Origin of the sequence: Kribbella koreensis (assembly GCF_039525325.1) — a bacterium.
GTDB lineage: Bacteria > Actinomycetota > Actinomycetes > Propionibacteriales > Kribbellaceae > Kribbella > Kribbella koreensis.
On sequence record NZ_BAAAHK010000011.1, the window covers coordinates 21,343 to 46,819 of the forward strand.

28 protein-coding genes are annotated in these 25,477 nt (G+C 67.2%); 14 read left to right on the top strand and 14 right to left on the bottom strand.

Going from position 1 to position 25,477, the window contains the following annotated elements:
* Positions 1-6: 6 nt before the first annotated feature.
* Together ABD116_RS22030 and ABD116_RS22035 are read left to right on the top strand one after the other, a co-directional pair.
* Positions 7-717: a DinB family protein gene (locus tag ABD116_RS22030; RefSeq protein ID WP_343973231.1), complete on the top strand. Its 711-nt coding sequence runs from the start codon at positions 7-9 to the stop codon at positions 715-717.
* Positions 718-756: 39 nt separating this feature from the next.
* Positions 757-1,248 (top strand): DinB family protein, encoded by a 492-nt coding sequence (locus ABD116_RS22035; RefSeq protein WP_343973234.1) that lies wholly within the window; start codon positions 757-759, stop codon positions 1,246-1,248.
* Here ABD116_RS22035 and ABD116_RS22040 read toward each other — a convergent pair.
* Positions 1,243-3,375, bottom strand: coding sequence for a copper-translocating P-type ATPase (locus ABD116_RS22040; RefSeq protein WP_343973237.1), 2,133 nt, complete (start codon positions 3,373-3,375; stop codon positions 1,243-1,245). The genes ABD116_RS22035 and ABD116_RS22040 overlap by 6 nt on opposite strands.
* A gap of 138 nt (positions 3,376-3,513) precedes the next feature.
* Here ABD116_RS22040 and ABD116_RS22045 point away from each other — a divergent pair, with 138 nt between their 5' ends.
* Positions 3,514-4,227 carry a nucleotidyltransferase domain-containing protein gene (locus ABD116_RS22045; protein ID WP_343973240.1) on the top strand — a complete coding sequence of 238 codons (714 nt, stop codon included), beginning with the start codon at positions 3,514-3,516 and terminating at the stop codon, positions 4,225-4,227.
* A gap of 19 nt (positions 4,228-4,246) precedes the next feature.
* Here the strand turns inward: ABD116_RS22045 and ABD116_RS22050 are convergent, their stop codons facing one another.
* The 4 genes from ABD116_RS22050 to ABD116_RS22065 form a co-directional block, all read right to left on the bottom strand.
* Complete coding sequence (locus ABD116_RS22050; RefSeq protein ID WP_343973243.1) at positions 4,247-5,227, bottom strand: aminoglycoside phosphotransferase family protein; 981 nt, start codon at positions 5,225-5,227, stop codon at positions 4,247-4,249.
* 30 nt (positions 5,228-5,257) lie between these two features.
* Complete coding sequence (locus ABD116_RS22055; protein ID WP_343973246.1) at positions 5,258-6,769, bottom strand: phospholipase D family protein; 1,512 nt, start codon at positions 6,767-6,769, stop codon at positions 5,258-5,260.
* Positions 6,762-7,526 carry a hypothetical protein gene (locus ABD116_RS22060; protein ID WP_343973249.1) on the bottom strand — a complete coding sequence of 255 codons (765 nt, stop codon included), beginning with the start codon at positions 7,524-7,526 and terminating at the stop codon, positions 6,762-6,764. Before ABD116_RS22060 ends, ABD116_RS22055 begins: the two co-directional genes overlap by 8 nt.
* A 91-nt stretch (positions 7,527-7,617) precedes the next feature.
* Entirely contained in the window at positions 7,618-8,661 is a 1,044-nt protein-coding gene (locus ABD116_RS22065) for a LacI family DNA-binding transcriptional regulator (RefSeq protein ID WP_343973252.1), read from the bottom strand.
* A gap of 102 nt (positions 8,662-8,763) precedes the next feature.
* On the opposite strand from ABD116_RS22065, the gene ABD116_RS22070 reads away from it, so the two are divergent.
* Entirely contained in the window at positions 8,764-9,768 is a 1,005-nt protein-coding gene (locus tag ABD116_RS22070; RefSeq protein WP_343973255.1) for a glycoside hydrolase family protein, read from the top strand.
* A 4-nt stretch (positions 9,769-9,772) separates the two neighbouring features.
* On the opposite strand, the gene ABD116_RS22075 is transcribed toward ABD116_RS22070, so the two are convergent.
* The gene (locus tag ABD116_RS22075) at positions 9,773-11,161 is read right to left on the bottom strand and encodes an FAD-binding oxidoreductase (RefSeq protein ID WP_343973258.1); all 1,389 of its coding nucleotides are present in this window, start codon (positions 11,159-11,161) and stop codon (positions 9,773-9,775) included.
* Between the two features lie 276 nt (positions 11,162-11,437).
* Between ABD116_RS22075 and ABD116_RS22080 the strand changes: the two genes are divergently transcribed.
* Positions 11,438-12,679 (top strand): lactate racemase domain-containing protein, encoded by a 1,242-nt coding sequence (locus ABD116_RS22080; protein WP_343973261.1) that lies wholly within the window; start codon positions 11,438-11,440, stop codon positions 12,677-12,679.
* A 33-nt stretch (positions 12,680-12,712) separates the two neighbouring features.
* Positions 12,713-14,170, top strand: coding sequence for a flavin-containing monooxygenase (locus ABD116_RS22085; RefSeq protein WP_343973264.1), 1,458 nt, complete (start codon positions 12,713-12,715; stop codon positions 14,168-14,170).
* Between the two features lie 1,000 nt (positions 14,171-15,170).
* Here ABD116_RS22085 and ABD116_RS22090 read toward each other — a convergent pair.
* Complete coding sequence (locus tag ABD116_RS22090; RefSeq protein ID WP_343973267.1) at positions 15,171-16,544, bottom strand: cystathionine beta-synthase; 1,374 nt, start codon at positions 16,542-16,544, stop codon at positions 15,171-15,173.
* A 76-nt stretch (positions 16,545-16,620) separates the two neighbouring features.
* Here ABD116_RS22090 and ABD116_RS22095 point away from each other — a divergent pair, with 76 nt between their 5' ends.
* From ABD116_RS22095 to ABD116_RS22105, 3 genes are all read left to right on the top strand, one after another.
* Positions 16,621-17,649: an SGNH/GDSL hydrolase family protein gene (locus ABD116_RS22095; RefSeq protein WP_343973270.1), complete on the top strand. Its 1,029-nt coding sequence runs from the start codon at positions 16,621-16,623 to the stop codon at positions 17,647-17,649.
* An 88-nt stretch (positions 17,650-17,737) separates the two neighbouring features.
* On the top strand, positions 17,738-17,986 hold the full coding sequence (locus ABD116_RS22100; RefSeq protein WP_328328336.1) for a DUF4287 domain-containing protein: 249 nt from the start codon (positions 17,738-17,740) through the stop codon (positions 17,984-17,986).
* Positions 17,987-18,131: 145 nt separating this feature from the next.
* Positions 18,132-18,584, top strand: coding sequence for a hypothetical protein (locus ABD116_RS22105; protein ID WP_343973282.1), 453 nt, complete (start codon positions 18,132-18,134; stop codon positions 18,582-18,584).
* A gap of 70 nt (positions 18,585-18,654) precedes the next feature.
* Here the strand turns inward: ABD116_RS22105 and ABD116_RS22110 are convergent, their stop codons facing one another.
* The 3 genes from ABD116_RS22110 to ABD116_RS22120 all read right to left on the bottom strand — a co-directional run bounded on the left by ABD116_RS22110 (position 18,655) and on the right by ABD116_RS22120 (position 21,115).
* Positions 18,655-19,491: a Bax inhibitor-1/YccA family protein gene (locus ABD116_RS22110; protein WP_343973284.1), complete on the bottom strand. Its 837-nt coding sequence runs from the start codon at positions 19,489-19,491 to the stop codon at positions 18,655-18,657.
* A gap of 96 nt (positions 19,492-19,587) precedes the next feature.
* Positions 19,588-20,196 (bottom strand): hypothetical protein, encoded by a 609-nt coding sequence (locus ABD116_RS22115; protein ID WP_343973287.1) that lies wholly within the window; start codon positions 20,194-20,196, stop codon positions 19,588-19,590.
* Between the two features lie 169 nt (positions 20,197-20,365).
* The gene (locus tag ABD116_RS22120; RefSeq protein ID WP_343973291.1) at positions 20,366-21,115 is read right to left on the bottom strand and encodes a DUF4118 domain-containing protein; all 750 of its coding nucleotides are present in this window, start codon (positions 21,113-21,115) and stop codon (positions 20,366-20,368) included.
* A gap of 78 nt (positions 21,116-21,193) precedes the next feature.
* On the opposite strand from ABD116_RS22120, the gene ABD116_RS22125 reads away from it, so the two are divergent.
* From ABD116_RS22125 to ABD116_RS22140, 4 genes are read left to right on the top strand one after another with little or no spacing between them, the layout of a single operon-like run.
* Positions 21,194-21,712, top strand: coding sequence for a DinB family protein (locus tag ABD116_RS22125; RefSeq protein WP_343973294.1), 519 nt, complete (start codon positions 21,194-21,196; stop codon positions 21,710-21,712).
* Between the two features lie 10 nt (positions 21,713-21,722).
* Positions 21,723-21,857 (top strand): hypothetical protein, encoded by a 135-nt coding sequence (locus ABD116_RS22130; protein ID WP_343973297.1) that lies wholly within the window; start codon positions 21,723-21,725, stop codon positions 21,855-21,857.
* 30 nt (positions 21,858-21,887) lie between these two features.
* Positions 21,888-22,175 carry a hypothetical protein gene (locus tag ABD116_RS22135; protein ID WP_343973300.1) on the top strand — a complete coding sequence of 96 codons (288 nt, stop codon included), beginning with the start codon at positions 21,888-21,890 and terminating at the stop codon, positions 22,173-22,175.
* A 20-nt stretch (positions 22,176-22,195) separates the two neighbouring features.
* A complete protein-coding gene (locus ABD116_RS22140) occupies positions 22,196-22,630 on the top strand; it encodes a DUF4440 domain-containing protein (protein WP_343973302.1) in 435 nt (144 codons plus the stop codon).
* On the opposite strand, the gene ABD116_RS22145 is transcribed toward ABD116_RS22140, so the two are convergent.
* Positions 22,627-22,920, bottom strand: a complete 294-nt coding sequence (locus ABD116_RS22145; protein WP_343973305.1) for a putative quinol monooxygenase — start codon at positions 22,918-22,920, stop codon at positions 22,627-22,629. The genes ABD116_RS22140 and ABD116_RS22145 overlap by 4 nt on opposite strands.
* A 62-nt stretch (positions 22,921-22,982) precedes the next feature.
* On the opposite strand from ABD116_RS22145, the gene ABD116_RS22150 reads away from it, so the two are divergent.
* Entirely contained in the window at positions 22,983-23,426 is a 444-nt protein-coding gene (locus tag ABD116_RS22150; protein WP_343973308.1) for a GNAT family N-acetyltransferase, read from the top strand.
* On the opposite strand, the gene ABD116_RS22155 is transcribed toward ABD116_RS22150, so the two are convergent.
* The 3 genes from ABD116_RS22155 to ABD116_RS22165 form a co-directional block, all read right to left on the bottom strand.
* Positions 23,423-23,746: a hypothetical protein gene (locus ABD116_RS22155; protein ID WP_343973311.1), complete on the bottom strand. Its 324-nt coding sequence runs from the start codon at positions 23,744-23,746 to the stop codon at positions 23,423-23,425. The two genes, ABD116_RS22150 and ABD116_RS22155, sit on opposite strands and share 4 nt — an antisense overlap.
* Positions 23,747-23,855: 109 nt before the next feature.
* Positions 23,856-24,593, bottom strand: a complete 738-nt coding sequence (locus ABD116_RS22160; protein ID WP_343973314.1) for a VOC family protein — start codon at positions 24,591-24,593, stop codon at positions 23,856-23,858.
* Between the two features lie 200 nt (positions 24,594-24,793).
* The gene (locus ABD116_RS22165; protein WP_343973317.1) at positions 24,794-25,309 is read right to left on the bottom strand and encodes a hypothetical protein; all 516 of its coding nucleotides are present in this window, start codon (positions 25,307-25,309) and stop codon (positions 24,794-24,796) included.
* Between the last annotated feature and the right edge of the window lie 168 nt (positions 25,310-25,477).

Consider the following 25,477-nt stretch of genomic DNA (forward strand, 5'->3'; position numbering starts at 1 on the left):
CGAGGTATGACTGAAGACGCTCTGGTGTTGGAGGATGTTCGGCTGCGCGGTGCCTTCCTGTGCGACGTGCGGCTGATCGGCGCTGAGCTCCACAACGTCGAGATCACCGGCGACATCCAGAACGTGTCGATCAACGGAGTCGACATCGGCCCGTTGATCGACGCCGAACTGGATCGCCGCGACCCCGACCGCGTCAAGGTCCGCCCGTCCGACCCCGACGGCTTCCGCGCCGCCTGGGATCTCCTCGAGCAACGATGGGACGAGACCGTCACCAAGGCGCGCGCCCTGCCGCCAGACCTCCTGCACGAGAGCGTCGACGGCGAGTGGTCCTTCATCGAGACGCTGCGCCACCTCGCCTTCGCCACTGACGCCTGGATCCGCCGGGCGATCCTCGGCGACCCCACCCCGTGGCATCCCCTCGACCTCCCGTGGGACGAGATGGACGACACCCCCGGCATACCGCGCGACCGCGCCGCCCGCCCCTCCCTCGACGAAGCCCTCGCCCTGCGCACGGACCGGATGGCCACCGTCCGCCAGTACGTCGACCAGCTCACCGACGAGCAACTCGCCGCCGACACCACCCCGCTCACCGGAGCCGCCGGCTGGCCCCGCCCGATCAGCTACCCGGTCCGCGAGTGCCTCCACATCGTCCTCAACGAGGAGTACATGCACCGCCTGTACGCCGAACGCGACCTCGCCGTCCTGGCCGAAAACTGAGAAATGTCGAGCGAGCCGGCGACGCCTCGACCTATGGCCATGGACCAACAACTGCTCACGTTCCTGGAAGCGCAACGAACCCGGGTCTTCGGAGTCATCGAAGGACTCACCCCGGAGCAACTCACGAAGCCCGTACTGCCCTCAGGCTGGACGGTCCTCGGCATGGTCGAGCATCTCGGACATGCCGAGCGCCACTGGTTCCAGCAGGTCGCCCTGGGCTCCGCCGCCCCACTCCCCTGGCCGGACGACCCGGCTGACGCCGACGAGGACGCCTTCACCTCGGCGCATTCGGCGGAGACCGTCTTCGGGTTCTATCGCGACCAGATCGCCCGCGCGAACGAAGTACTGGCGACGGTCCCGTGGGGCACGCCGCCGGTCGGTGATCACGGCCACGGCGACACCAGCCAGATCACCGACCTGCGTTTCATCGTGCTGCACCTGATCGAGGAGACCGCCCGCCATCTCGGCCACCTCGACGCCGCCCGCGAACTGATCGACGGGAGGACCGAGCTGGGCCAGGACTCGCTATGACGCCAGTCGCTCCGGCGAGAGGTTGAGCCGACGCAGCAGCTGGGCGTTGAGCGCGACCACGATCGTCGACAGCGACATCAGCACCGCGCCGGCCGCGGGCGACAGGACGATCCCGGCGAAGGCCAGGACTCCGGCCGCCAGCGGTACGGCGATGATGTTGTACCCCGTCGCCCAGACCAGGTTCTGCCACATCTTGCGGTAGCTCGCCTTCGACAGATCGATCACCGACAGCACCGCGCGCGGATCGTCAGCGGCCAGTACGACGCCTGCCGATTCGATCGCGACATCCGTACCGGCGCCGATCGCGATCCCGACCTCGGCCCGAGCCAGCGCCGGCGCGTCGTTCACGCCATCACCGACCATCGCCACCTTCAACCCACGCGCCTGCAGCTCGGCCACCTTGGCGTCCTTGTCGTGCGGCAGTACCTCCGAGAACACCTCGTCGATCCCCAACTCAGCCGCCACCGCCTCGGCCACCTGATGCGCGTCGCCAGTGATCATCGCGACCTTCACCCCACGCTTGTGCAGCGCATCGACAGCCTGCCGCGACTCATGCCGGACCTCGTCCTCCAACGCCACCGCGCCCAAAAACTCGTCCTCCCGAACCACCTGCAGCACAGCGGCCCCACGGTCCTTCCACTCCTGAATCGCCCCCTCCAACGCAGCAGGAACCTGTACTCCGGACTCGCGCAGCAACGCAGGTCCGCCTACCGACACATGAGCGCCGTCAACCACAGCCTCGACCCCACGCCCGGTCAGCGACCTGAAGTCGGACGCCTTCAAGCGCGCCACACCAGCCTCCGCTGCCGCCCGCACGATCGCCTTCGCCAACGGGTGCTCGCTGTCCGACTCCACCGCCGCGGCGATCGCCAGCAACTCGTTGTCAGCAACGGAAACCGTCGCCACGCCGGTGACCGCCGGCTCGCCCTTCGTCAGCGTCCCGGTCTTGTCGAACAGCACCACGTCGATCGTCCGCATCCGCTCCAGGGCCAACCGGTTCTTGACCAGGACGCCGGCCTTCGCCGCGCGCTCGGTCGAGATCGCGATCACCAGCGGGATGGCCAGCCCGAGGGCGTGCGGGCAGGCGATCACGAGCACGGTGACAGTCCTGGTCACCGCTTCGTCCAGCTTGCCGAGCAGGCTCCAGACCAGGAAGGTGATGACGCCTGCGGTGGAGGCGAAGTAGAACAGGAACGCGGCCGCGCGATCGGCGAGCGCCTGGGCTCGGGATGACGACGCCTGCGCCTCGGCGACCAGGCGCTGGATGCCTGCCAGGGCGGTGTTGTCGCCGACGGCGGTGATCTCGACCCGGAGGGCGCTGTCGGTGGCGACCGTACCGGCGACGACCTGGTCGCCGACGGCGCGGAGTACCGGACGGGATTCGCCGGTGATCATCGATTCGTCGACCTCGGCCTGGCCGTCGACCACCTGGCCGTCGGCGGGTACCCGGCCGCCGGAACGGACCAGCACGACATCACCTTCGGAGAGGTTGCTCAGGGCAACTTCGACGACGCCGTCGTCGGTGACCTTCTCGGCGGTGTCCGGCAGCAGCGCGGCCAGTGCGTCGAGCGCACCGGAGGCGGCGCCGAGCGCTCGCATCTCCAGCCAGTGCCCGAGCAGCATGATCACGATCAGCAGCGCGAGCTCCCACCAGAAGTCCAGGTCGAACCCGCCGATCCCGAGCGTCGTCACCCAGGACGCCACGAACGCGACCGAGATCGCCATCGAGATCAGCAGCATCATCCCCGGCTGGCGAGCCCTGATCTCACTCCACCCGCCGCGCAGGAACGGCTGCCCGCCGTACACGAAGATGATCGTCCCGATGATCGGCGCGATCAGATCCGCCCCGGCGAAGTCCGGCCGGCTGTAGCCGAGCAGATCCGAGAACATCTCACTGAAGAACACCACCGGCACCGCCAGCCCGAGGCTGATCCAGAACCGGTCCTTGAACTGCGCCGCGTGATCCCCATGCCCCGAATGCCCACCGTGCCCGCCATGCTCGTGCCCACCGTGCTCGTGCTCACCATGGGAGCCGTGGTCAGCGTGTTCGTCCGCCGACCTGGCGTGGTGGTCGTGGTCGTGGTCGTGGGTGGCGGGCGCAGCGCCCGAGCCGTGTTCGTCGCTCATCGTGACCTCCGTCGGTTCCCAGCGCTTCGACTATACCCCCATGGGGTATGACCGCCGCAACCCACCGCCCCTCGGGCCTATTCCCGTCCGGGACAAATTTGCTGGAGATTCGCCCCCACCCCCGGCGAGACTGACCGGATGGAAGCAGTAGAGATCGCCCGAAGGCTCGTCCAGGAGCGTTATCCACAGGCACGCGCCGCCTGGCTCGGCGGCAGCGTTGCCCAGGGCACCGCCACCTCGACCTCGGACCTCGACATCACCGTCCTCCTCCCCGGCCCGCCCGCCCCACTGCGCGAATCACTCCAGTACGCCGGTTGGCCGGTCGAACTCTTCGTCCACACCGAGGCATCCCTCGCCCACTACTGCGAGAAGGACCGCCGACGCCGCCAGCCGTCGATGATGCGCCTGGTCGGCGAGACGATCGTCCTGCTCGATACCGACGGCTCCGGCGCGACCCTCCGAGCGAGCGGCAAGGCTCAGATCCTGGCAGGCCCACCGCCGCTGGAAGCTCAGGACATCGCCATGCTCAGGTACAAGATCAGCGACCTGCTCGAAGACCTGATCGGTGCCGACAGCAACGACGTACGGACCGCCATCGCCACCCTCCTCTGGCTGGACGCCAGCGCCCTCCTCCTGACCGGCGCCAACCACTGGACCGGCACCGGCAAAGGCCTCCTCCGTGAATTGGCCGCCTACGACGCAACGCACACCACCGACTACGCAACCGCCCTACCCGCCGCCGTCCGCGCCGCCTCCACCGGCGACCCGACAGCGCTGATCGCCACCGTCGATACCATCCTCAAGCCCTACGGCGGCCGCCTCTTCGACGGATTCCAGTTGTCCGGCGACTGATCCGGGCAGTCGCCAGCGCTCATCGCGCGGTGAAGTCGGCGAGTACCTCGTTGATCACGTGCTGGGCGTTGGCGGCGATGCCGGGGTTGGTGTCGCGGTAGTACGGGAGTTGGATGAGCGCCATCGACAACGCCCGCCCACGACCTCGGACCCAAGCATCGTCGTCAACCCCCAACGCCTCGCGGTAGACCTCGCGCCCAGCCGCAGGCAGCAGATTCCAGGCAGGAATCAGATCGCAAGCCGGATCCCCGACCCCTGCGGTAGCGAAGTCGATCACCGCCGCAAGCCGTCCGCCGTCGGTCACCAACAGATTCGACGGCATCAGATCGGCATGCACCCAGCACGGCGAGCTCGCCGGCGCCACCGCCAGCGCCGACTCCCAAGCAGCCAACGCGGTCCCCGTATCAATCCACCCCTCCAACTGCACCAGCGCCTTCCGCGTCTCCTCATCCTGCGAAGACAACGGCCCACCCCGGTACGCCGCCGGCGCCTCGATCCCCTCGCCGCCCAGGCCGTCCGGCACGTCGGTCCCCGCGGCCGATGCCCTGCTCGGCCCGGCGGTCCCCTCGCCCCCTGCCCTGGCCGGCGCGTCGATCGAGCGCATTGCTCGGACGAATCCGGCGAGATCTTCCGCCAGGCCGACCGGCTCGCGCACCTCACCAGCAACCGCGATCGACCCCGGGATCCACTCCTGCACCAGCCACGGCCACGGATACCCGTCGGCCGGCTCCCCCAGCGCCACCGGCGTCGGGATCCGTACCGGCAGCAGCGGCGCGAGTCGTGGCAACCACTCGAACTCCTTCTCGATGTCCGGCACCCCACCCGCGATCCGCGGCAACCGCACGGTCAGCGAATCCCCCAGCCGGTACATCGCATTGACCGTCCCACTCGACGGAATCTCGGCCACCGCCAGCCCGCTCCATCGCGGAAACTGCCCCGCGACCAAGCGCAGTACCAGCTCGTCGTCGATCAACGCCTCGTTCGCATGCATCCGGCCCATACCGTCATCCAAACCCAGCCAGCCCGAATCTCAGAACGAATTTCGCCGCCGCATCCGCCGCGGCCGACCGTCCGGGTCATAGACATGGTCGTAGAGCGGCCGTGCCCAGACCCTTGCCACCCGCCCGACCGGCACCGGCTCATGCCGCCGCAGCTGCCCCGCCGGCCGCACCCCGACCTCACCCTCCGCATGCCAAGAGTCCAGCGCCTGAGCCGCAGCCCGAAACTGCTCAAAACCCTTAACCGGGTCAAGTTCGGGCTCGACCCCCAGATGCTCTGACCAGAGCTCCGCCCGCACCGACCGCGCCAACCCTTCCCCCACCACCGCACACGTCAGCTCGCTGTCGTTGGTCCACGAGCGCCGGTTGAAGTTGTCCGACCCACACGTGAACCACTCGTCATCGACCACGCAGACCTTCGCGTGCACGTAGATCGGCGTACCGGCCGCGTTCTCCAGGTCGTACACCGCGAACCGATCCGGCGCCACGGAATGCAACATGTCGAGCGCCTGCAGTTGCCCGTACCGCGCCGGCGGTCCGCTGATCCGCCCGTCCGCATCCGGGTACCGCGGCACCACCGCGATCACCCGCAACTCCGGCGACCGCTCCAGCGCCTCACACAACCCCTCGGCCACCACCGACGACCACAAGTACTGGTCCTCGACATAGATCAACCGCCGCGCCCGCCCGAACGCCTTCCGGTACGCCCGCGCGATGCTGTACTCCCCCTTCGGCGCGAAGCGGAACGGCGGATGCTTGTGCCCGAACGTCCGCAACACCTGCACCGAGTGGTCCCCGGCCGCCGGCGGATCCGGAAACCTCTCCGGCAGCTTCGACGGATGCCGCGGCATGTCCGCCTTCCGCTGCACGAACATCCGGTACGGCGTACGCCGGTCGAGCGGATGCGGATCGTCCCACCGCTCGACGAAGGTGCGGAGCACATCCCCGACGACCGGCCCGCGCAGCTCGAGAGCCGCGTCATGCCACGGCGTCCGATTCCCGTACCGAGGATCCATCGGCGCCTGCTGCGGATCACCCAGATGCCGAGCGTCGTCGCGCCGCTGGTGACTCAGATCGATCCCACCCACGTACGCGACGTCCTTGGCCGCTTCACCCCGGTGCCGGATCACGAACAACTTCTGATGATGCGAAGCCAGCCGCCGCACCCGCTGATCGAGCAGTACCTCCGCCCCGGCCTCATTCAGCTCGGCCCCCAGCCGCTGATTCTCCTGCGCGTTGAACTGCACATGATCCGAATGCGACCGCCACAACAACCCCCGCACCTCGATCCCGGACTTGGCGAGGTCACACAGCACCTCGCCCACAGACGGCCCACCCTCGTAGAGGATCTCGTCCGCATCCCCACGCCAGTCGGTGAAGTACACCCGATCGCCGGCACCCAGCGCGCACAGTTCGTCGTACAGCCGCTGGAAGTAGACGGCACCGTGCACGAGCAGCCGGACCGAGTTCCCCTCCGTCCACGCACCCTCGAGGTCAGTGGCAGGGTTGCCCCGCTCCTCAGCCGTCAGAAACCAGTCACTCATCCGCTCCCAGTACCCCGGCCAACCCAGTCCGAACTCCACGGGCTGCTCGAGACCACTGGACGGTGACAACGAGTAAGTAGGTGATGGCACCAACGGGCGCCACCCAGATTCGGTAGAAGGGGAAGTTGCCGCTGGCTGCGGTGATGAAGAAGACGGTGGCGATGGTGACGCAGCCGACGACCGCGCCCCGGCGCTGGGAGTCGCGGGCTGTGCTGGGCAGGGGGCCCAGCTGGCGGTCCAGAGCTGCGGCAACCGCGGAGAGAGCGGCGATGGCGGTGAGCGCGACGATCAGCATGCCGGGTGGGCCGCCCAGGAAGGCGGCGAAGACGTTGGCGCCGGCGAAGAGCGCGACAACCAGGAGGGTCAGGAAGGCTCCGGCTCCCAGGTGACGAAGCTGGCGGCCGCGGAGGTCGACGGCTTCGGCGGAGCGGAGGATGCCGGCGGGGGCGGTGAGGCGGCGGAGTACGAAGTACAGGCCGGCGAGGGTGAGCGCCGCGGTCAGGGCGAAGACGATCGTCAGGACGGTCGAGCGGGTCGGCGAGATGAACTGGTGAAGCTGGCCGTCGCCGAAGTCGCAGGTGGCGTGTGGGGGCAGCGATGAGCTGGTGATGCGCAGGCCGTTGCCCTCGGCCAGGGGAAAGGCCTGCTGGCAGTCGCGATCCGGGTCGTACCAGCTCGGCATCGACGCCGACACCGCCAGACTCCACCCAAGCATCGCCACCAGCCCCAGCGCGAGCACGCTCCCCGCCCGCCGCATCAGCACGCTCCCCGCTCTGCCCGTCAGCACGCACACCGCCGGCGCGTCATCACGCACAACGGGCGCGTCGGCACGACGCCCGCTTGCCGCGTCAGCACGGTGCCTGGCCGATGGTCGAGCCGGTGATCGGGATGCAGTCGAGGAGCATCTGCTCGGGGTCTCCAGTACTTGACGACGTGATCTGGTCGACCAGTAGACGCACCGCTTGGCGCCCGAGTTCGCGTCGCGGGACCTCGAACCCGCTCAGCTCCGGGTGGCCCGCTGGTTGGCCGAGCACCGCGAGCGACAACTCAGCTGGCACCCGGATGTCGTGCACCGCGTCCAGCAAGGCGGCCGAGAGCGACCCGGTGTCGGTCTCCTCGACGACGACGGCCGTCACCCCCTCGCCACGCCAGCGCTCGACCAACTCGCGGACCTCGGACCCCAAGGCGCCGACCTCGGCGTCGGCAGCGCGCACGACGATTCGGCGTACCGGCAACCCGGCCGAGGCAGCTGCGGTGAGGACGCCTCGCTCGCGGTCGGTCGAGGAGAGGGCGTCGTCGAGCGAGCGGAGGTAGCGGATCTCGCGGTGGCCGGCCTCGACCAGGCGGTTGACGACGGCGGCGGAGGCCGCGACGTAGTCCACTCCGACGTACGGGATCCGGCCCGCCAACTCGTCGCGCCGGCCGATGTAGACGAGCGGAAACCCACCACCAAGCAACCAGTCGATCGGCTCCTCCGGCACATGCCGCCCGAAGAACAGGCACCCATCGGCAATCCGGGTACGCCGAATCGCCGTCTTGTCGTCCGCCCTCGCCCCGAGACCGCCGGTTCCGGTGAAGAGGATGAGGTCTTGGCCGAGGGCGGCCGCCTCCTCCTCGATGCCGGCCAGGATCGGGTAGTAGAAGCCATCGACCGCGGTCGGGAACGCCGACGCGAAGGTGTACACGCCGATCATGTGGTTGCGCGACGACGCCAGCCGGGTGGCGACCGGATCCGGCACATAGCCGAGCGTCTCCGCCGCCTTCAGCACCCGGAGCCGGGTCGACTCCGCCAGCCGCATGCCGTCGGTGTTCCCGGACAGGATCAGCGAGACCGTCGTCTGCGAAACCCCGGCAGCGGCGGCGATATCCGCCTGACGCGGCGCCCTTGCCATACACCTCACCTTAGCTAATACGGATTAGCTTATTGACTGACCCAACGGACGAATCCCACACTCGGCAGCAACCCCGCCCCCGACATGTGTGAGGAACCAAGGATGACGAACCTACCTCCCGTCAGCCGCCGGACCCTACTCCGCGGCACCGCCGGCCTCGGGCTCGGCCTCGCGGCCGGCGTACCGATGACCGGCAGCGCCCAGGCCGCGCCCGGCGGATTCCCCAACTACAGCTACGTCCGGGTCGCATTCGACAAGGCCAACCTGCGCTACAACCCCACCGGCGAACTGATCTTCCCCAGCGTCCGCGGCACCGTCGGCCGGATCAGCAACGCCCTCGGCCGTTTCTACCTGTACTACGCCCCGCACGACGCCCCCGGCGGCCTCTGCCTCGCCTACTCCAACTCGCTCGGCGGGCCGTACACGGAGTACAACGCCAACCCGATCATCAGCCGCACCTGGTCGCCCAACTACAACGTCTCCCACGTCTCCTCGCCGCACGCCCTGTGGAACGACGACGTCAACGAGATGTGGATGTACTTCCACGGCGAGAACACCACCACCCGCCTGGCCCGCTCGACCGACGGCATCCACTTCACCTACGACAAGGTCGTCCTCAACACCTCGATGCTCCCGGCCGGCACGACGGAGACGTCCTACGCCCGCGTCTTCCGCCACGACCTCCCGTCCAAGAACGCCCGGTACGTGATGGTCTTCATGATCAACACCACCGCGAACCGTCGCTCGATCGGCTGGGGCTGGTCGGGCGACGCCCGCACCTGGACCTTCTCGCAGACCCCGCTGATCAACCCGCAGGACGTCGGGGCACTCAACATCGGCGCCCCGGCGGTTGCCGAGCGCAACGGTTCGACGTACGTCATCTACCACACGAACATCGAGGCCGGCGGGTCGATGCGGATCACCGAGGTGGGCAACAACTTCGACAAGCGCAACCACCTCGGCGTCTTCCACTCCCCACTCAGCGGCGCGCCGGACAACGGCCGCTGCGCGGCACCGGCGTTCGGCTCGGACAACGGCGTGGAGTACATGATCTACGAGGCCGGCGAACGCCTGGCCGGCTCCATCGCCATCGCCCGAGCGGTCTGAGCCACTAACCAGGCTTGATGTTCTGATTCAGCTGGAACACGTTGCCCGGGTCGAACTCACCCTTGACCCGGGCAAGCCGCTCGTAGTTGTCCTTCCCATAACCGGCGACCACCCGATCCTGGCCCTCGTCCCCGATGAAGTTCAGGTAGACCGCACCGGTCGCCCACGGCTTCATGTCGGTACAGAGGTTCCGCGCCCACTCGATCCCGCGCTGATCGTCGGCAGCATCCGCCCAGAGCCCGAACGGGTGGATCACCCACGCCGCGTTCCGATGCGGCAACGGCCACTTGTCGGCATCACGCCCCACCGCACCGCCCCACGGCACCAGTATCTGCTGCGAAGGCGACGGATGAAGCATGCCGGCCGCCCCACCGACGAAAGCGGCGATCGCCTCGTCGGGCAGCTCACTCAGATGCTCCGCCGACCAGTAGTTCCGGAAGCCGGGCGGGTCATCCAGAGCCGACTGAATGGCCGAGTAGGGCATCTCCGCGATCATCACGCCCTCGGGCGACAGGTCCATCATCGGCTGGAAGATCGCCCGCGTCTCCTCCTCGGTCCCGGCGTAGAACGCGGCCGCGCCGACCAGCCGCTCGCCTTGCAGGTGCAGCGGCACGAAGTCCTCCGGCGGGCCGGTGAGGTAGATGACACCACCACCCAGTTCGTCCGGTACTCCCGCCTCGATCAGATCGCGGTACCGGCGGATCACCTCCGGCCCCGCGTCGGCCGGCCAGAACAGCATCGCCAGCGTCATCGACGTCAGCGGCCGCAGCTTGAACGTCAGCGACGTCGCCACCCCGAAGTTGCCGCCACCACCGTGCAGCGCCCAGAACAGCTCGGTGTTCCGCGTCTCGTCCGCGATCACCAACTGCCCGTCCGCCGTGATCAGCTCGACCGATACCAGGCTGTCGCACGCCAACCCGAACTTGCGCTCGAGCCAGCCGGACCCGCCACCAAGCGTGAGTCCAGCCACCCCCGTCGTCGACACCCTGCCACCGGTCGTCGCCAGCCAGTACTGCTGGCAGGCGCCATCGAGATCCGCCCAGGTCGCACCGCCGGCCACCCGTGCCAGCTTGGCTTCCGGATCCACCTGCACGGACCGCATCTTGCGCAGGTCGACCACCAGGCCGCCCTCCGTCACCCCCGCACCCGCAACGCTGTGACCACCCCCTCGTACTGCGATCTCCAAGCCTTCCGAGACCCCGTACCGCACCGCCGCGGCGACATCGGCCGCCGACTCGCACTGCGCGATCACCCCCGGCCGCTTGTCGATCATCGCGTTGAACACCGACCGGGCCTCGTCGTACGACGGATCACCCGGCCGGATCACCTCTCCCCCGAAACCGTCCGGCCGCCCCCGATGAGAACCCGGCGAACGCGCCATCGTGTCGGACATGGGAACTCCCCCTTGCGTCGCTGTTCCCCAGTTGACACCCCGATGCTGCGCCCGCTCCCACACCCGGTCAACGCTTCGCCGCTTACCAAAGGGTGACGTGAATCCCCTGTCTACCAACGGTTTCCATCCGACTACGGGCGGCTCTGTCCCGGACGACAGGACATAGTCCGCGGTTGGATCGGTTCCCACGCTCACGGAAACGGCGAGAAGCCGCCGAATGAGCACTATGTCCTGTCGCTCGGGACAGGGGTAACCGCTTGCCGATACGCTCGAGGCATGACCGTCACCGACGCGCAGACCGCAGCAGTGCTGGGTGGACCCGGGCAGGTCCTGTCCGACGCCGACGTCACCGCCTTCATCCACGAGCAACTGGCCGGCGCCGGGCTCGACGGCCGGAGCGTCTGCGTCATCGTTCCGGACGCCACCCGCAGCTGCCCGTTGCCGCTCCTGCTCGGGGCTGTCCACAGCGCCCTGACCGGCAAGGTCTCCCGGCTGACCGTGCTCGTTGCCCTCGGCACCCATGCCGAGATGTCCTCCGATGAGTTGCGCGCCCATCTCGGCGGCGAGTACGACGTGCTGAACCACGAGTGGTGGAAGGAGGAGACCTTCGCCGACCTCGGCACCATCAGCGCAGACCGGATCGGCGAGATCTCCGGCGGCCTGCTGCAGGAGGAGGTTCGGGTCCGGCTCAACCGCGCGGTCGTCGAGCACGACGTCGCGCTCGTCGTCGGCCCGGTCTTCCCGCACGAGGTGGTCGGCTTCTCCGGCGGCAACAAGTACTTCTTCCCGGGCGTCGCCGGCCAGGAAGTCATCGACCTGTCGCACTGGCTCGGCGCGCTGATCACCAGCGCCGGCATCATCGGTACGCCAGGGATCACGCCCGTGCGCGCGTTGATCGACGAGGCTGCCGCGCTCATCCCCGCCGGCAAGCTCGCGATCAGCGTCGTCGCGCAGTCGGGGACGAACGGTCTGCACGCTGTGGCCTTCGGCGACACTGCCTCCTCCTGGCAGGCCGCCGCTGCGGTGTCCGCGCAGACCCACGTCCGTTATCTCGACAAGCCGGTACGCCGGGTCGTCTCGCTGATGCCGTCGCGCTATCAGGACATCTGGACGGCCGCCAAGGGCTTCTACAAGGTCGAGCCGATCGTGGCGGACGGCGGTGAGGTGATTCTTCATGCCCCACACGTGACGCAGTTGGCGGCGATGCACCCGGAGATCGAGCAGATCGGGTACCACTGCCGCGACTACTTCCTGGGGCAGTGGGATTCGTTTCGCTCGATGCACTGGGGAGTGCTCGCGCACTCGACTCATCTGCGGGGCGCGGGGACCTGGGATCCGGTGGACGGGGAGCGGTGCCGGGTGGACGTCACGCTGGCGACGGGCATACCGGAGGAGGTCGTCCGGAGGGCCAATCTCGGGTACCTGGATCCGGCGGGGTTCGAGCTTGCGCAGTACGAGAACGACCCGGACACGTTGGTCATCCCGAACGCCGGCGAGATCCTTCATCGGCTCCGCTGACACGGACCTGACTGACGGGTAACCTACGCTCCTATGGAACCAGTTGAGGTCGCCATCATCGGGTCCGGCTTCGCCGGGATTTGCATGGGCATCAAGCTTCGCCAGGCCGGATGCGAGAACTTCGTGATCCTGGAGCAGGCGGATCGCCTCGGCGGGACCTGGCGCGACAACACCTATCCGGGCTGCGCCTGCGACGTACCGTCGTACCTGTACTCCTTCTCGTTCGAGCAGAATCCGCGCTGGACTCGCATGTTCGCGCCGTGGGACGAGATCCTCGCCTATCTGGAGCACTGCGCGGACAAGTACGGGATCGCGGACAAGATCCGGTACGGCTCGGACGTCACCGAAGCGGCGTACGACGAAGCCACCGGGCACTGGACCGTCACGGTCAACGGCACCGAGACCGTGCAGGCGCAGGCATTGGTGAGTGGCGTGGGCAACCTGCACAAGCCGAAGTTCCCGGAGATCGCCGGGATCGATTCCTTTGCCGGTAAGGCGTTTCACTCGTCGCAGTGGGATCACTCGGATGACCTGACGGGGAAGCGGGTGGCCGTGATCGGGACCGGCGCCTCGGCGATCCAGTTCGTGCCGCGCGTTGCGGAGAAGGCGGCGCAGGTGGATCTGTACCAGCGGACGCCGCCGTGGATCACGTCGAAACCCGACCGCGCGATCGGGTCGCTGGAGCGGTCGCTGCACGCCCGGTTCCCGGCCGGGCAGCGGGCGATCCGCGACATCATCTTCTGGGGGCTGGAGGCGCGCGGGCTCGGCTTCGCGGGCAATCCTCGGCTGATGAAGGGGCTCGAGCTGCAGGCCAAGCGGCAACTGCGCAAGCAGATCAGCGATCCGGTACTGCGGGAGAAGCTGACGCCCGACTACCAGATCGGCTGCAAGCGGGTCCTCATTTCGAACGACTACTACCCGGCGCTGACTCGGGACAACGTCGACGTCGTCACTGACGGGATCGCCCGGGTGACGCCGACCGGCGTGGTCACCGCGGACGGCGTCGAGCGGGAGTGCGACACGATCGTGTTCGGCACCGGCTTCGAGGTGTCCGGCAACCTGACCCGGATCAGCATCCTCGGCCGCGACGGCGTCGACCTCGCCGACGCCTGGAAGCAGAACGGCATCGGCGCCCACCTCGGCATCACGGTCGCCGGCTACCCGAACCTCTTCCTCCTGGTCGGCCCCAACACCGCCCTCGGCCACTCCTCCATGGTCTTCATGATCGAGGCCCAGGTCCGCTACGTCATGCAGGCGCTAGACCTCCTGCGCCGCCGCAACGCCACCTCCGTCGAGGTTCGCGAAGACGTCCAGGACCGCTTCGTCTCCGAGGTCCAGCAGGACCTGGACGGCAGCGTCTGGCAAGGCGGCTGCACCAGCTGGTACCTCGACGCCCAGGGCCGCAACTCCACCATCTGGCCCGACTTCACCCTCACCTACTGGCGCCGCACCCGCCGCCTCAACCCCACCGACTACGTAATCACCCACTAACCCGGCACCCCACCATTTCCTGTCCAAGCCCACCACTGGCGGGCTCGCACGCCACTGGCGGGTTAGCACGCCACTGGCGGGTTCGGACAGCTAACGGTGGGCTTGAACAGCTGGCGGTGGGCTTGAACAGCTGGCGGTGGGCTTGAACAGCTGGCGGTGGGCTTGGACACGTTATTGCTTGTTCAAGGTCGCCGTTTGGTGTTCAAGGTCGCTACGAATGGCCGGCGGAGCGGCGGTCAGGGGAGTTTCGGGGGCGTCCCGGAGTACTGGAGTAGGAGACGGCCGGGAGCGGCGTACGACTATAGGTGGAGACGAAGACAGGTCTTTGGACCGACGTTTTCCGGTCGTTTCCGGAGGACTCTTGGAGCATGAACCTCCTCCAGATCCTCAGCACAGTCGTCATCGTCGGCGGTGTCGTGATCACCGCCCTGATCGCCATCATCCCCACGGTCGTAGACCGCTGATCAAAGCCCCGCACTCGAGCCCGGGCGTGCTTCCACCCCACCCCCAACGCCCCGGTGGCCGGCCAGGCGCCCCCACCACCGAGCGCTCGAGTGCGGCCGCCCCACACCCGAAGAGCCCTCGGGGGGCTCGTCGGCTGTGGAGCAAGCAGAAGCAGTACGCCGGCGCTGCGAGCACCTCGCCTGCCAGCGCCTACGAGCAGCTGGTGGCACGCAGCGCCACCGCTAGCTCGCCTAGCGGGTGCGACGACATTTGAACGCACCTCCAGAAGCGCCTACGCCGGTCGTCCCCGTGGGGGGCGGCCGGCGTCGGCGGTTCTGTTTATTGCTTGGGGCAACAGAAGTATGAGTAGAACAAGGGGTTCTGATACCTCAGGTGGACTGCAAGACCGGTCCGGGGGCCGATGGCCGGGAGGGGTTTCCGGAGGACTGTTGAGGTATGGAAATTCTTCAGATTCTCGGGTCAGCAGCGATCGTGGTCGGTATCTTGCTCACGGTTCTGATCGCCATCGTTCCCACGGTTGTGGACAGGTAGGAGGTCAGCTGACGGACAGGTGACCGAGCAGGTCCTGGCGGGTCAGTACGCCGACGGGCTTGCCATCGTCGAGCACCATCAGCGCGTCCCGGCCTTCGAGCAGCTCGACCGCCCGGGTGACCGATTCGCCCGCACCGAGCGACGGCAGCGCCGGGTCCATGTGCAGTTCGACGATGTCCGCGAGCCGCGCCTTCCCGGAGTACAGGGCGTCCATCAGCGTCCGCTCCGACACCGAACCAGCCACCTCGGCCGCCATGATCGGCGGCTCGGCCCGTACCACCGGCATCTGCGATACGCCGTACTCGCGCAGGATCTCGACCGCCTCGGCGATCGTCTCGTGCGGGTGCGTGTGCACCAGCGGCGGCAGACTCCCGTCCTTGCGCGCCAGCACCTCGCCGAGCGTCGCCCCCTGCCGCTCGTGCGCCAGGAATCCGTACTGCGCCAGCCACTCGTCGTTGAACACCTTCGTCAGATACCCACGCCCACCATCCGGCAGCAGCACGACGATGACCGCCTCCGGGTCATCCAGCTCCTTGGCCAACCGGATAGCCGCCGCAGCCGCCATCCCCGCGGACCCACCGACCAGCATCGCCTCTTCGCGAGCCAGCCGCCGCGTCACCGCGAACGAGTCGGCGTCCGACACCTCGATGATCCGGTCGCAGATATCCCGGTCGTAGGTCTCCGGCCAGAAGTCCTCACCCACACCCTCGACCAGGTACGGCCGCCCGGACCCACCGGAGTACACAGAACCCTCCGGGTCCGCCCCGATGATCTGCACGCGCCCGCCGGAGACCTCCTTGAGGTACTTCCCGGTGCCGCTGATCGTGCCGCCGGTACCGACGCCCGCCACGAAGTGCGTGATCTTGCCGTCCGTCTGCTCCCAGAGCTCCGGCCCGGTCGACTCGTAGTGTGAGATCGGGTTGTTCACGTTGGCGTACTGGTTCGGCTTCCAGGCGCCCTCGATCTCGCGGACCAGCCGGTCGGAGACGTTGTAGTACGAGTCCGGGTGCTCCGGCGCGACCGCGGTCGGGCAGACCACCACCTCGGCGCCGTATGCCTTGAGCACGTTGCGCTTGTCCTCGCTGACCTTGTCCGGGCAGACGAAGACGCACTTGTAGCCCTTGGCCTGGGCAACCATCGCGAGCCCGACGCCCGTGTTGCCCGACGTCGGCTCGACGATCGTTCCACCCGGCTTGAGCTCGCCGGAGGCCTCGGCCGCCTCGATCATCCGCTTGGCGATCCGGTCCTTCACGGACCCGCCCGGGTTGAAGTACTCGACCTTCGCGAGCACCAGCGGCTTGGCGCCGTCGGTGGTCTTCGAAAGCCGCACGAGCGGCGTGTTGCCGACCAGGTCCAGGAGAGATTCTGAGTAGCGCACGATCTCACTGTACGAGACGTGCGCGGCGTTCCCCTATTTCACTTGCTTCGGCGTCACAGCGTGTAATCCTGGTCCTATGACAAAAGCCCGGGCCGCCAAGAAACTGGCCCAGGCCGCAGCCTTCGGTGGCGGGGGACTCGGACTGATTGGGGCGACGCTGTACGGCGTACTGACCGCGGAAGCGCGGTACGCCAAGCACGTCATCGGTCCGATGAAGGCTCACCCGGCCAAGGGCGACGGCCTGTACGGTCGGTACCCAGGTCGACCGATCACGCTCGCGATGATCGGCGACTCCAGTGCAGCCGGATACGGCACCTCCTCGCCCGACGAGACTCCCGGCGTACTGCTCGCCTGCGGTCTCGCCGAGCTGGCGAAGCGCCCGGTCCGGCTCGTCGACGTGTCGCGAACGGGGGCCAAGTCCGTCGACCTGGCCGGCCAGGTCGACAACGCCCTGCTCGCCGGCCCACATGTGGCCGCGATCCTGATCGGGGTCAACGACGTGAAGGCGCAGGTGCCTCCGTCCACATCGGTCCGGCTGCTCGATTCCGCCGTACGCCGGCTGCGCGCCGCGAACTGCGAGGTCGTCGTGGGCACCTGCCCGGACCTCGGCGTCGTCCGGCCGATCATGCCCCCGCTGCGCCAGGTCGCCCGCTCGTGGAGCCAGCGTCTGGCCGCCGCGCAGACGATCAGCGTGGTCGAGGCTGGTGGCCGCACGGTGTCCATGGGCTCCTTGCTGAGCGAGGCTTTCCGCACCAACCCGTCGATGTGGGGCCCGGACAACTTCCACCCGTCGGTCACCGGGTACGCCGCCGCGTCGGCCGCCTTGCTGCCATCGGTGGCCGCCGCGATGGGGATCGGGCCGGAGTCGTACGTCTATCCGGAGCCGTTTCGGGGCGAAGCGGTGCTGCCGATCGCGGAAGCCGCAGTACAGGCTGCCCGGACCGCCGGCACCGAGGTCGCGGCGACTGAGGTGGCCGGGCACGAGCGCGGTCCGCGTGGTCGCTGGGCCGAGCTGCGGCATCGCCGGCGCCATCCCAAGGTCGAGGTCGAGCGGGTCGAAGAGGCCGCCGGCGGTACCGCGAACGCAGTACCCGTTGGGAAATAGAGCGTCCGCTGAGCGTTGACTTTCATGAAGAAGGGCTTGCACGCAACGTCTTCCTGATGCACAGTCGAATGACTACGCGATACCCCGGATGAAACGGGAGGCGAAGATGGGCTTGAACCACTCCGAGGAGACGCACCAACGTCTGGTGGAGAAGGTGCCCAGGTGCACTGGACGTGAGATGGCCGAGTGGTTCAGGTTGATGAACGACGGACCGTCGTTCCTGCGCTTCGACGACAGAGTGAGATGGCTTTCCAGCGAGTACGCCCTCGCACACGGGCACGCCACAGCCATCGTCCATGAGTACGACCTCGCCAAAGCGCACAGGCGAATGGGCTGACGAGCCGAACAGGAGACCGAATTTCGCCGGAGACCTGCCCTTTCAGGTGGAGGGGCAGGTCTTCGCTGTTTCCGTCGGAACCCCTCCTGAGGGATGCTCACTTTCCGCACTCGACTGACTACTGAGCGTCAGTTAGGCTGCGGAGATGAACATTCGACGGGGAATTCTCCTGGCGGTTGCCGGTCTGTGTACCGCGTCAGCGTTCGTCGGCGGCTCAGCTGTTGCCACTGCGCAGGCGCCGACGACGGTCTCGGCGACCACTCATTTCGAAACCTACGGCGCCGAGGGCGTCTCGGCCTGGGGCGAGGTCACCGTGCCCTCCGGCGACAAGGCCCGGGTGCAGGGCTGGATCAGGGACGACAAGTGCGACCGCCGCAACGCCGCGGTCAAGGTCACCTTCGACTATCCGCTCGTGGGGACCGACAAGACGAAGTACTTCGTGAACAACACCGACGGCAAGTGCGGCCCGGATCGGCTGAAGTCGTTCGACACGGCGCAGGCGACGGCCAACCTGCAGAACATCTACATCACGGAGTACACCGACAACTGGTGGAGCTCGGAGACCTGGGGCGCCAAGGTCAAGGTCTGGTCGCACTAGCGCGGGGCATGACGAAGGCCCGGCTCCTCCACCTGAAGGAGCCGGGCCTCGTTTTGGTCAGCTAGCTGTGTCAGTTCCCGCGAAGGATGGCGAGGATCCGCAGCAGGTTGATGTACAGCCAGACCAGCGTGACGGTCAGGCCGAACGCGGCCCGCCAGGCCTCGTTCTGCGGCGCTCCGGCGGCGACGCCCCGCTCGACCAGGTCGAAGTCGAGGATCAGGTTGAACACCGCGAGGCCGGCGCCGAGCGCGGCGAACAGCAGGCCCATCGCGCCGAACCCGCCGATGCCGCTGTGGTAGCCGAGCAGGCTGGCGACGAAGTTGATCAGCAGCACGCCGGCGAAGGCCATCGTGGCGATGATGACCATCTTGGTGAAGCGCGGCGTCACCTTGATCGCGAAGTACTTGTACGTCGCCAGGGTCAGCGCGAACGTCACCATGGTCGCCAGGACGGCCTGGACGATCACATCGGAACTACCGACGTACCCGGCGATGAACTTGCTGAAGATCCCCAGGAACACGCCCTCGGCGGCGGCGTACGCCATCACCAGGACCGGGTTGATCCTGCGCGAGAAGGACAGCACCATCGCGAGCACGAAGGCGACCAGGGCACCGGCGACGAACACCGGCGTGACCAGGTTCTCCGGGGTGCGCCACCACGACAGGGCCGCCGCGACGACGACCACGCCGAGCGTGATGCTGGTCTTGACGATGACGTCGTCCAAGGTCATCGGACGGCTGTTGGCGGGGGCACCTTGGTACTGCTGGCCCGGCATTCCGGGTCCGCCGTACTGGCCGGGCTGACCGTAAGGACCCGGCTGACCGTACGGAGCTGCCCCGGGATAGGCCTGGCCTTGGCCAGGCGCAAACGCACTCGACCGGTTCAGGACCGGGTTACTGCTCTGCATGTCATCCTCCTGATAACCCACTGTGGGTCGTACCTGGATACTACGGGCCCACCCTTAACAACGCCTGAGGATCAACCAGGTGTTCCCCAAGCGATATCACCCGGTAACGACCTTCTCCCCGAGCATCCGCAACCGCTCGGCCGCCAGCGGCGGCGCTCCGAGCAGCACCCACCGGATCCGGGCCCGGAACCGCGCCGGCCGGTGGGCCGCGTGCAGCGTCAACCACGCCACCACCCGCTCCCGCCCGACCGCCTCGACAAACGCCGTGTCCGCCCGCCGGCTCATCCAGCGGCACCAGAAGAAATTCATCAGCACCTGGACAGGCACCATGACCACATAGGCGCAGGCCAATGCCAGCAGCAGCGACAACCAGTAGTTCTCGACGAACCGGCCGGCGAGCAGGATGGCGACAATGCCCACGACGCCGCCGAGAACCGTCATAGCCACCTTGAGTCGCCTGCGTCCTCGCGCCGGGCCGAGCCGCGCCTGTACGAGGCCCTGGACGATGACCAGCTCCTGCTCTTCCTCCGTGGAGAACTCGTTCACATGGTCATGCACTGTGAGCGTGGCTACCCCATGGCTGTTCTCCTGCAGCCGGATGCAGTCCTCCCCGATCACGCCTTCGACCCAGTTGATCGTCGGCATCGGGTAGCCGATGCGGCCGGCCCACTCCCCGACGCGGAGGAACATCTCTTGCTCATTCACCTGCGCATGGTGACGTACGGCGGCCGGTCGCGGCTAGTGGGTTGGCCAGGCGTACCGGCGTACCGGGTGTGGACGCGGTGCGGCGTCGTACCTGTATGGGCAAGTACGACGCCGGGACCGGTGGCCACCCAGGATGTGGTTCTTCCCGCAGGCCAGTTCTGGGGTTATCTCATGGGTTACGCAGAGTGCTCTCCTGCGATGCGAGGGCCGCGCCGACCTGGTCGGCGAGAGCGACAGCGACCAGCCGCTGCTCGAGGTCGGGGCGCGAGATCCGGCTCGCCGCCGTCAGCAGGAACCGGCCCTGGACGACACCCGCGTGCTGGACGACCAACTCGATCTCGGCATCGGTCGGCAACCCGTCGCGCTCGACCTTGATCAGCCGGTCCCGCCGGGAGACCGAGCCGTCCGGGTTCAGCTGCGGCGAATGCTCACGCTTGCCACCGGCAAGGAACCGGCAACCGTCGATACGCAGTACGGCGGTGAGCTCCGTCCGCACCTGGTCGATCACCTCGGCCGTCGACCCGCCCGCCGCGATCGCCTGCGAGGTGGTCATGACGCCGGCCAGATACCCGGTCTGCCGGCTGGCCCGAGCTTGTTGCCGCCGGCCCCAGATCGCGATCTCGGTCACCGCCGCACCGATCACCACCAGCAGGATCGTCGTCTCGATGTCGTCCTGGTTCTCGATCGTCAGCCGGTTGTAAGGCACCGTCAGAAAGAAGTCGAACCAGACCGCACTGGAAACCGCCGCCACCACCCCAGCCGGCCGCACCCCGAACGACGCCACCGCCACGATCACCAGCACCAGCAGCAACGCCGCATTGGCATTGTCAAAACTGTGCCTGAACGGCGAAACCGCCGCACAAATGATCAATGGGGCGAACACCGCGCCCGTCAGCACCGGATTCCGGTAACTCTCCACACCCTCATTGATACGCCCCACGGCCCAACAATCCAACGCTTCTCACCAGACTCTGACAAACTCCCCTAACCTGACCGGATGACGTCCGACCAGGTGCAACCCGTCGAACGCACCCGCCCGCTGCAGGAGGCGGACGAGCGCGCGACTCTGAACAGCTTGCTCGACTTCCTCCGGGCCACGGTGGTGAACAAGGTCGCCGGCCTCACCGACGAGCAGGCGTCCACCCGCTCCGTCCCCGCCTCGGCCCTGACCCCCGCCGGCCTGGTGAAGCACCTCACCGGCACCGAACGCTTCTGGTTCGCCATCGACTTCGCCGCCCAGGACATCGAATGGCCTTGGCCCGACGACAACCCCCACGGCGCCTTCACCCTCTCCCCCGACGACACCCTCGCGTCCCTGGTCGCCGCCTACCAAGCCGAATGCACCCGCTCCCGCGCCGTAGTAGCCGCCGCCCCCTCCCTGGACGACCCAGCCCAAGGCCAAGGCATGACCTTCAACCTCCGCTACGCCCTCAACCACATGATCGAAGAAACCGCCCGCCACCTAGGCCACCTAGACCTCCTCCGAGAGTCCATCGACGGCTCCACCGGCCAATAAGCTCGGGCCCGTGAGCCTTCTAGTGGGTTGGGGTCAACGGATCAGACGCTGGCCGAAGTACGCCGGCAGCGGACCGTGGCCGTGGGGTAGCTACCAGATGTCGACCGCCATCAAGGTGATCTCCACCGAAACCTTGAGAAGCTGATGGCTCGGGTGGAAGGAACACCAGGTCTCCATGCCAACGGTCGTCCGGAGTGGCTGGACGAACACCGAAGCGGACTCGGCGACCACTACGTCGTGGTCTTCGGACCCCCAAGACGTGCACTACCGCTGTGTGGTGGTCAGCGAACTCGCCGGAGAGCTCGCGGGGTTCTACTCCCTCGACCTGCCCATCCGTACCTTCCACCAACTGCCGGACATCTCTCCGGCGGCACTGGTGAGATTCGCTCACGGCTATCTCAGCGCGACTGAGCACATCCCTCTCGACGCCTCACAGCAGAAAAGTTGGGATGCAGGCGAATAGCCCGGCATACGATCGGTCCCGTGACCGATTCTGCTGCCGAACACGTCGAGCTCGAGCGGATGGTGGATGCGTTCTTCTCGGCCTTCACCTCTGGTGAGGGCGTTGGGGCACGCCTTGGTGTCCTGCGGCAACTCCTCATCCCCCAAGCCGTGATCGTCCGGACCTGCGGCGGCGAGCCGGCCGTCTACGGCGTCGAAGACTTCATCGCCCCACGGCAGGCGCTGCTCGAAGGCGGCACGCTGACCGGCTTCCATGAATGGGCGCTTGGTGGAAGTACAGAAGTCTTCGGGGACATCGCCCACTGGTGGGGCAGTTATGCCAAGGAAGGTGTGCAGGACGGCGTCGCCTTCACGGGTCGCGGCAGGAAGACCATCCAATTCATCCGTACCACCGAAGGCTGGCGAATCTCCGCCGCCGCCTGGGACGACGAACGCCCCGGCCTCACGATCGACTAGTCGAACGGCCCACGCGTCCCACTTACCTCGTGCTTGAGCACCTGTACGTCCTTCAGCTCGAAGTGCTCCGTCGCCGCCGGCGCGATCGCCCGCCAGGCATCCAGCGCCTCATGCGATTCCCAGTACTCAAAGAGATTCACCCGCCCCGGCTCCACCGAATCCGCCGAGATCGACACATCCAAACACCCCGGATACTCCCGCGCCCGCTCGACAATCACCCGATGCGCCGCAACGGCCCGCTCCTGCACCTCCGGATCGACGTACACCTTGCCCGCCACGATCACCCTCACACTCCACTCCTTCCGTCACCAGTACGACGTACAGGCGCAGCCGAAACGGACAACCTCAGCCAATGACTTCCTTCGTACCTCAGTGGTCGGTCGAGCCGGAACGCATCCCACAACTGATGGACCTCTTCGGCTCGGCCTGGTGGACAGCAGACCGCACTCCCGACGACCTCAGCCAGATGCTCCGGGAATCAGACCTCGTGCTGGCCCTGATCCATCAGCCGACGGATCGCCTCGTGGCCTTCACCCGAGTCCTCACCGACTACACCTACCTGGCAATGCTTCTCGACGTAGTCGTCGCCGACGCTTTCCGCGGCTCCGGCCTCGGCGCTGCCCTCATGGACGCCGTCATCCAGCACCCTCGGCTCACCGGCGTACAAAGCATCGAACTCGTCTGCCAACCCGACCTCGTCCCCTTCTACAACCGCTGGGGCTTCACCACCGAAGTCGGCAACTCCCACCTGATGCGCCGAACCACAAACCCACGCCTAACCTCGAAGTCCGGCTAGTCGCCCACGAACCGGAGCGTGCTCCCTGGGCTGTCTCGGCACGTCAGGGCGAGCGCACGGAGACGCAGAAGCCCTTTGCGCTGAAGGTCGCTAGTGGCAGAAACAACCAGCCGATCGATTTCCACGATCAGTCTGTCCATCTCAGCCGGCGAAAAGCTCTTGTCGTCGAACGGCTCGACCTGGCTGAGTACGGGGTACTCGGTGGCATCGACCGGCACCAACTCATCGAAGTCCCCAGCAGCATCAAACGTGCCACCAGCAGGATCCGGCAGTCGAACCACTGCGCCGCCGGCACCAACAAGCTCCGCACGAATACCCACCCGGACATCATGCCCGGCTGGTGTGAACCAGAGCAGAAATGCAACTGCGGGATGCGAACGGAGGATGGGGGCGTGGTCGATCCGCGTGGTGCTACGAAGCCTGGAGCGGTCAGGCTGGGGTGAGGAGGCAGAACTCGTTGCCTTCTGGGTCGATCAGGACCGTCCACGGGATGTCGGTCTGGCCCAGGTCGGCGGGGGTGGCGCCCAAGGACAGCAGTCTGGCCGTCTCAGCCTCCATGTCGTCGCTCGGGTAGGGGCGGAGGTCCAGGTGGACTCGGTTCCAGACGGTCTTCTTGTCGGGGGTGCGGATGAACTCCAGGTATGGACCTACGCCCTTGGCGGAGCGCAGTGCCGCGCTGTGGTCGGTCACCTCGTGCAGGGTCCAGTCCATCGCCTCACCCCAGAACCGAGCCATGGCTCGCGGATCCACACAGTCCACCACCACAGCCGCAATCGGCCCGGTGTCCCGGTAGATCGCCCGCGGCTCCAGCACACAAAACTCATTGCCCTCCGGATCGGCCATGACCGTCCAGGGCACGTCTCCCTGCCCCACGTCGGCGAGCGTTGCGCCGAGCCCCTCAAGACGCGCGACCAACTCCTCCTGATGCTCTACGGAGGTGGTAGCGAGGTCGACGTGCACGCGGTTCTTCACCGTCTTCGGCTCCGAGGAGACGACGAGGTCGATGCAAACGGCGACAGGATCGGGATAAACAAACCCCTCCGGCTCAAGATTGGTCACCCCAGGCGCTTCACTGGAGATCCCCCACCCAAGCGCCTCCGCCCAGAACCTCCCTAACGCCGAGTCATCCCGAGCCTTCATATTGATCTGCACAAGCCGCGTCGCCATACCGCCGATGCTAACGGCGAGCACCTAGGTGCCCGGAACGGGATTCGAACCTGTACACCTTTCGGCTGCGAGGTTTTAAGTCGACCTGGAGGTGGGGGTGACCGCAGCGGTTCGTATCGCCTCCGGCGCGCGGCGACACCCCCTGCCCGAGCGCTACCGAACGCGGTCGAACTGCAACCGGAACTGCAACCGAGACGACCCTACGGATCAGCGCGGCTGCCTGCCTTCTTCGTTCTGATGAAGGCGAAGACGAAGCAGCCGATTCCAAAGAGGGCGAAGGGACCGCTCGTCGCGGCGAGGCCGCTCGCGAAGGATTGCCCGCTGTTCAACTGGTCGGTGGGCATGTTGGTGCGTATGTCATCCGGGTCGACCGTGACGTGGATCGGCTGCCCGACCTTGGCGCCGAGCTGATTGCTATCGGCGAAGTCCACATCGATTAGCCGGCCATCTGCCAGGGCGGCGCGAACTGCTAACGACTCCTTCGATCTGTTGTACTCGGTCACCTCGGTTACGGTGGCCGACACCTCCTGACCTCTGGCCGTGAGGATTGTCCGAGCGTCGTACTCGTCCCTGACGTTGCTCATGAACGCGCCGGCCAATGCAAGACCGGCAACCCCGAGGAATACCGGAACCCGCCCAGCTCGGAACAACCAATGCATGAGGCTTAGTGTCGCCGACCTGCGCGGATTCGCGTCACCGACCGACATCAGATGCACCGGGCCATCCTTCGCGCCGCCTTGACCGACCCTTGACTCCTGGCATGGCATGGGCCGGGGGCGCATCGACGCGGACGGCTTCGCAGGCTCGGTGCCCGCTCAGCGACGGTGTGCCCGGGACGGGATTCGAACCCGTATGCCTTTCGGCTACGAGGTTTAAGTTCGACC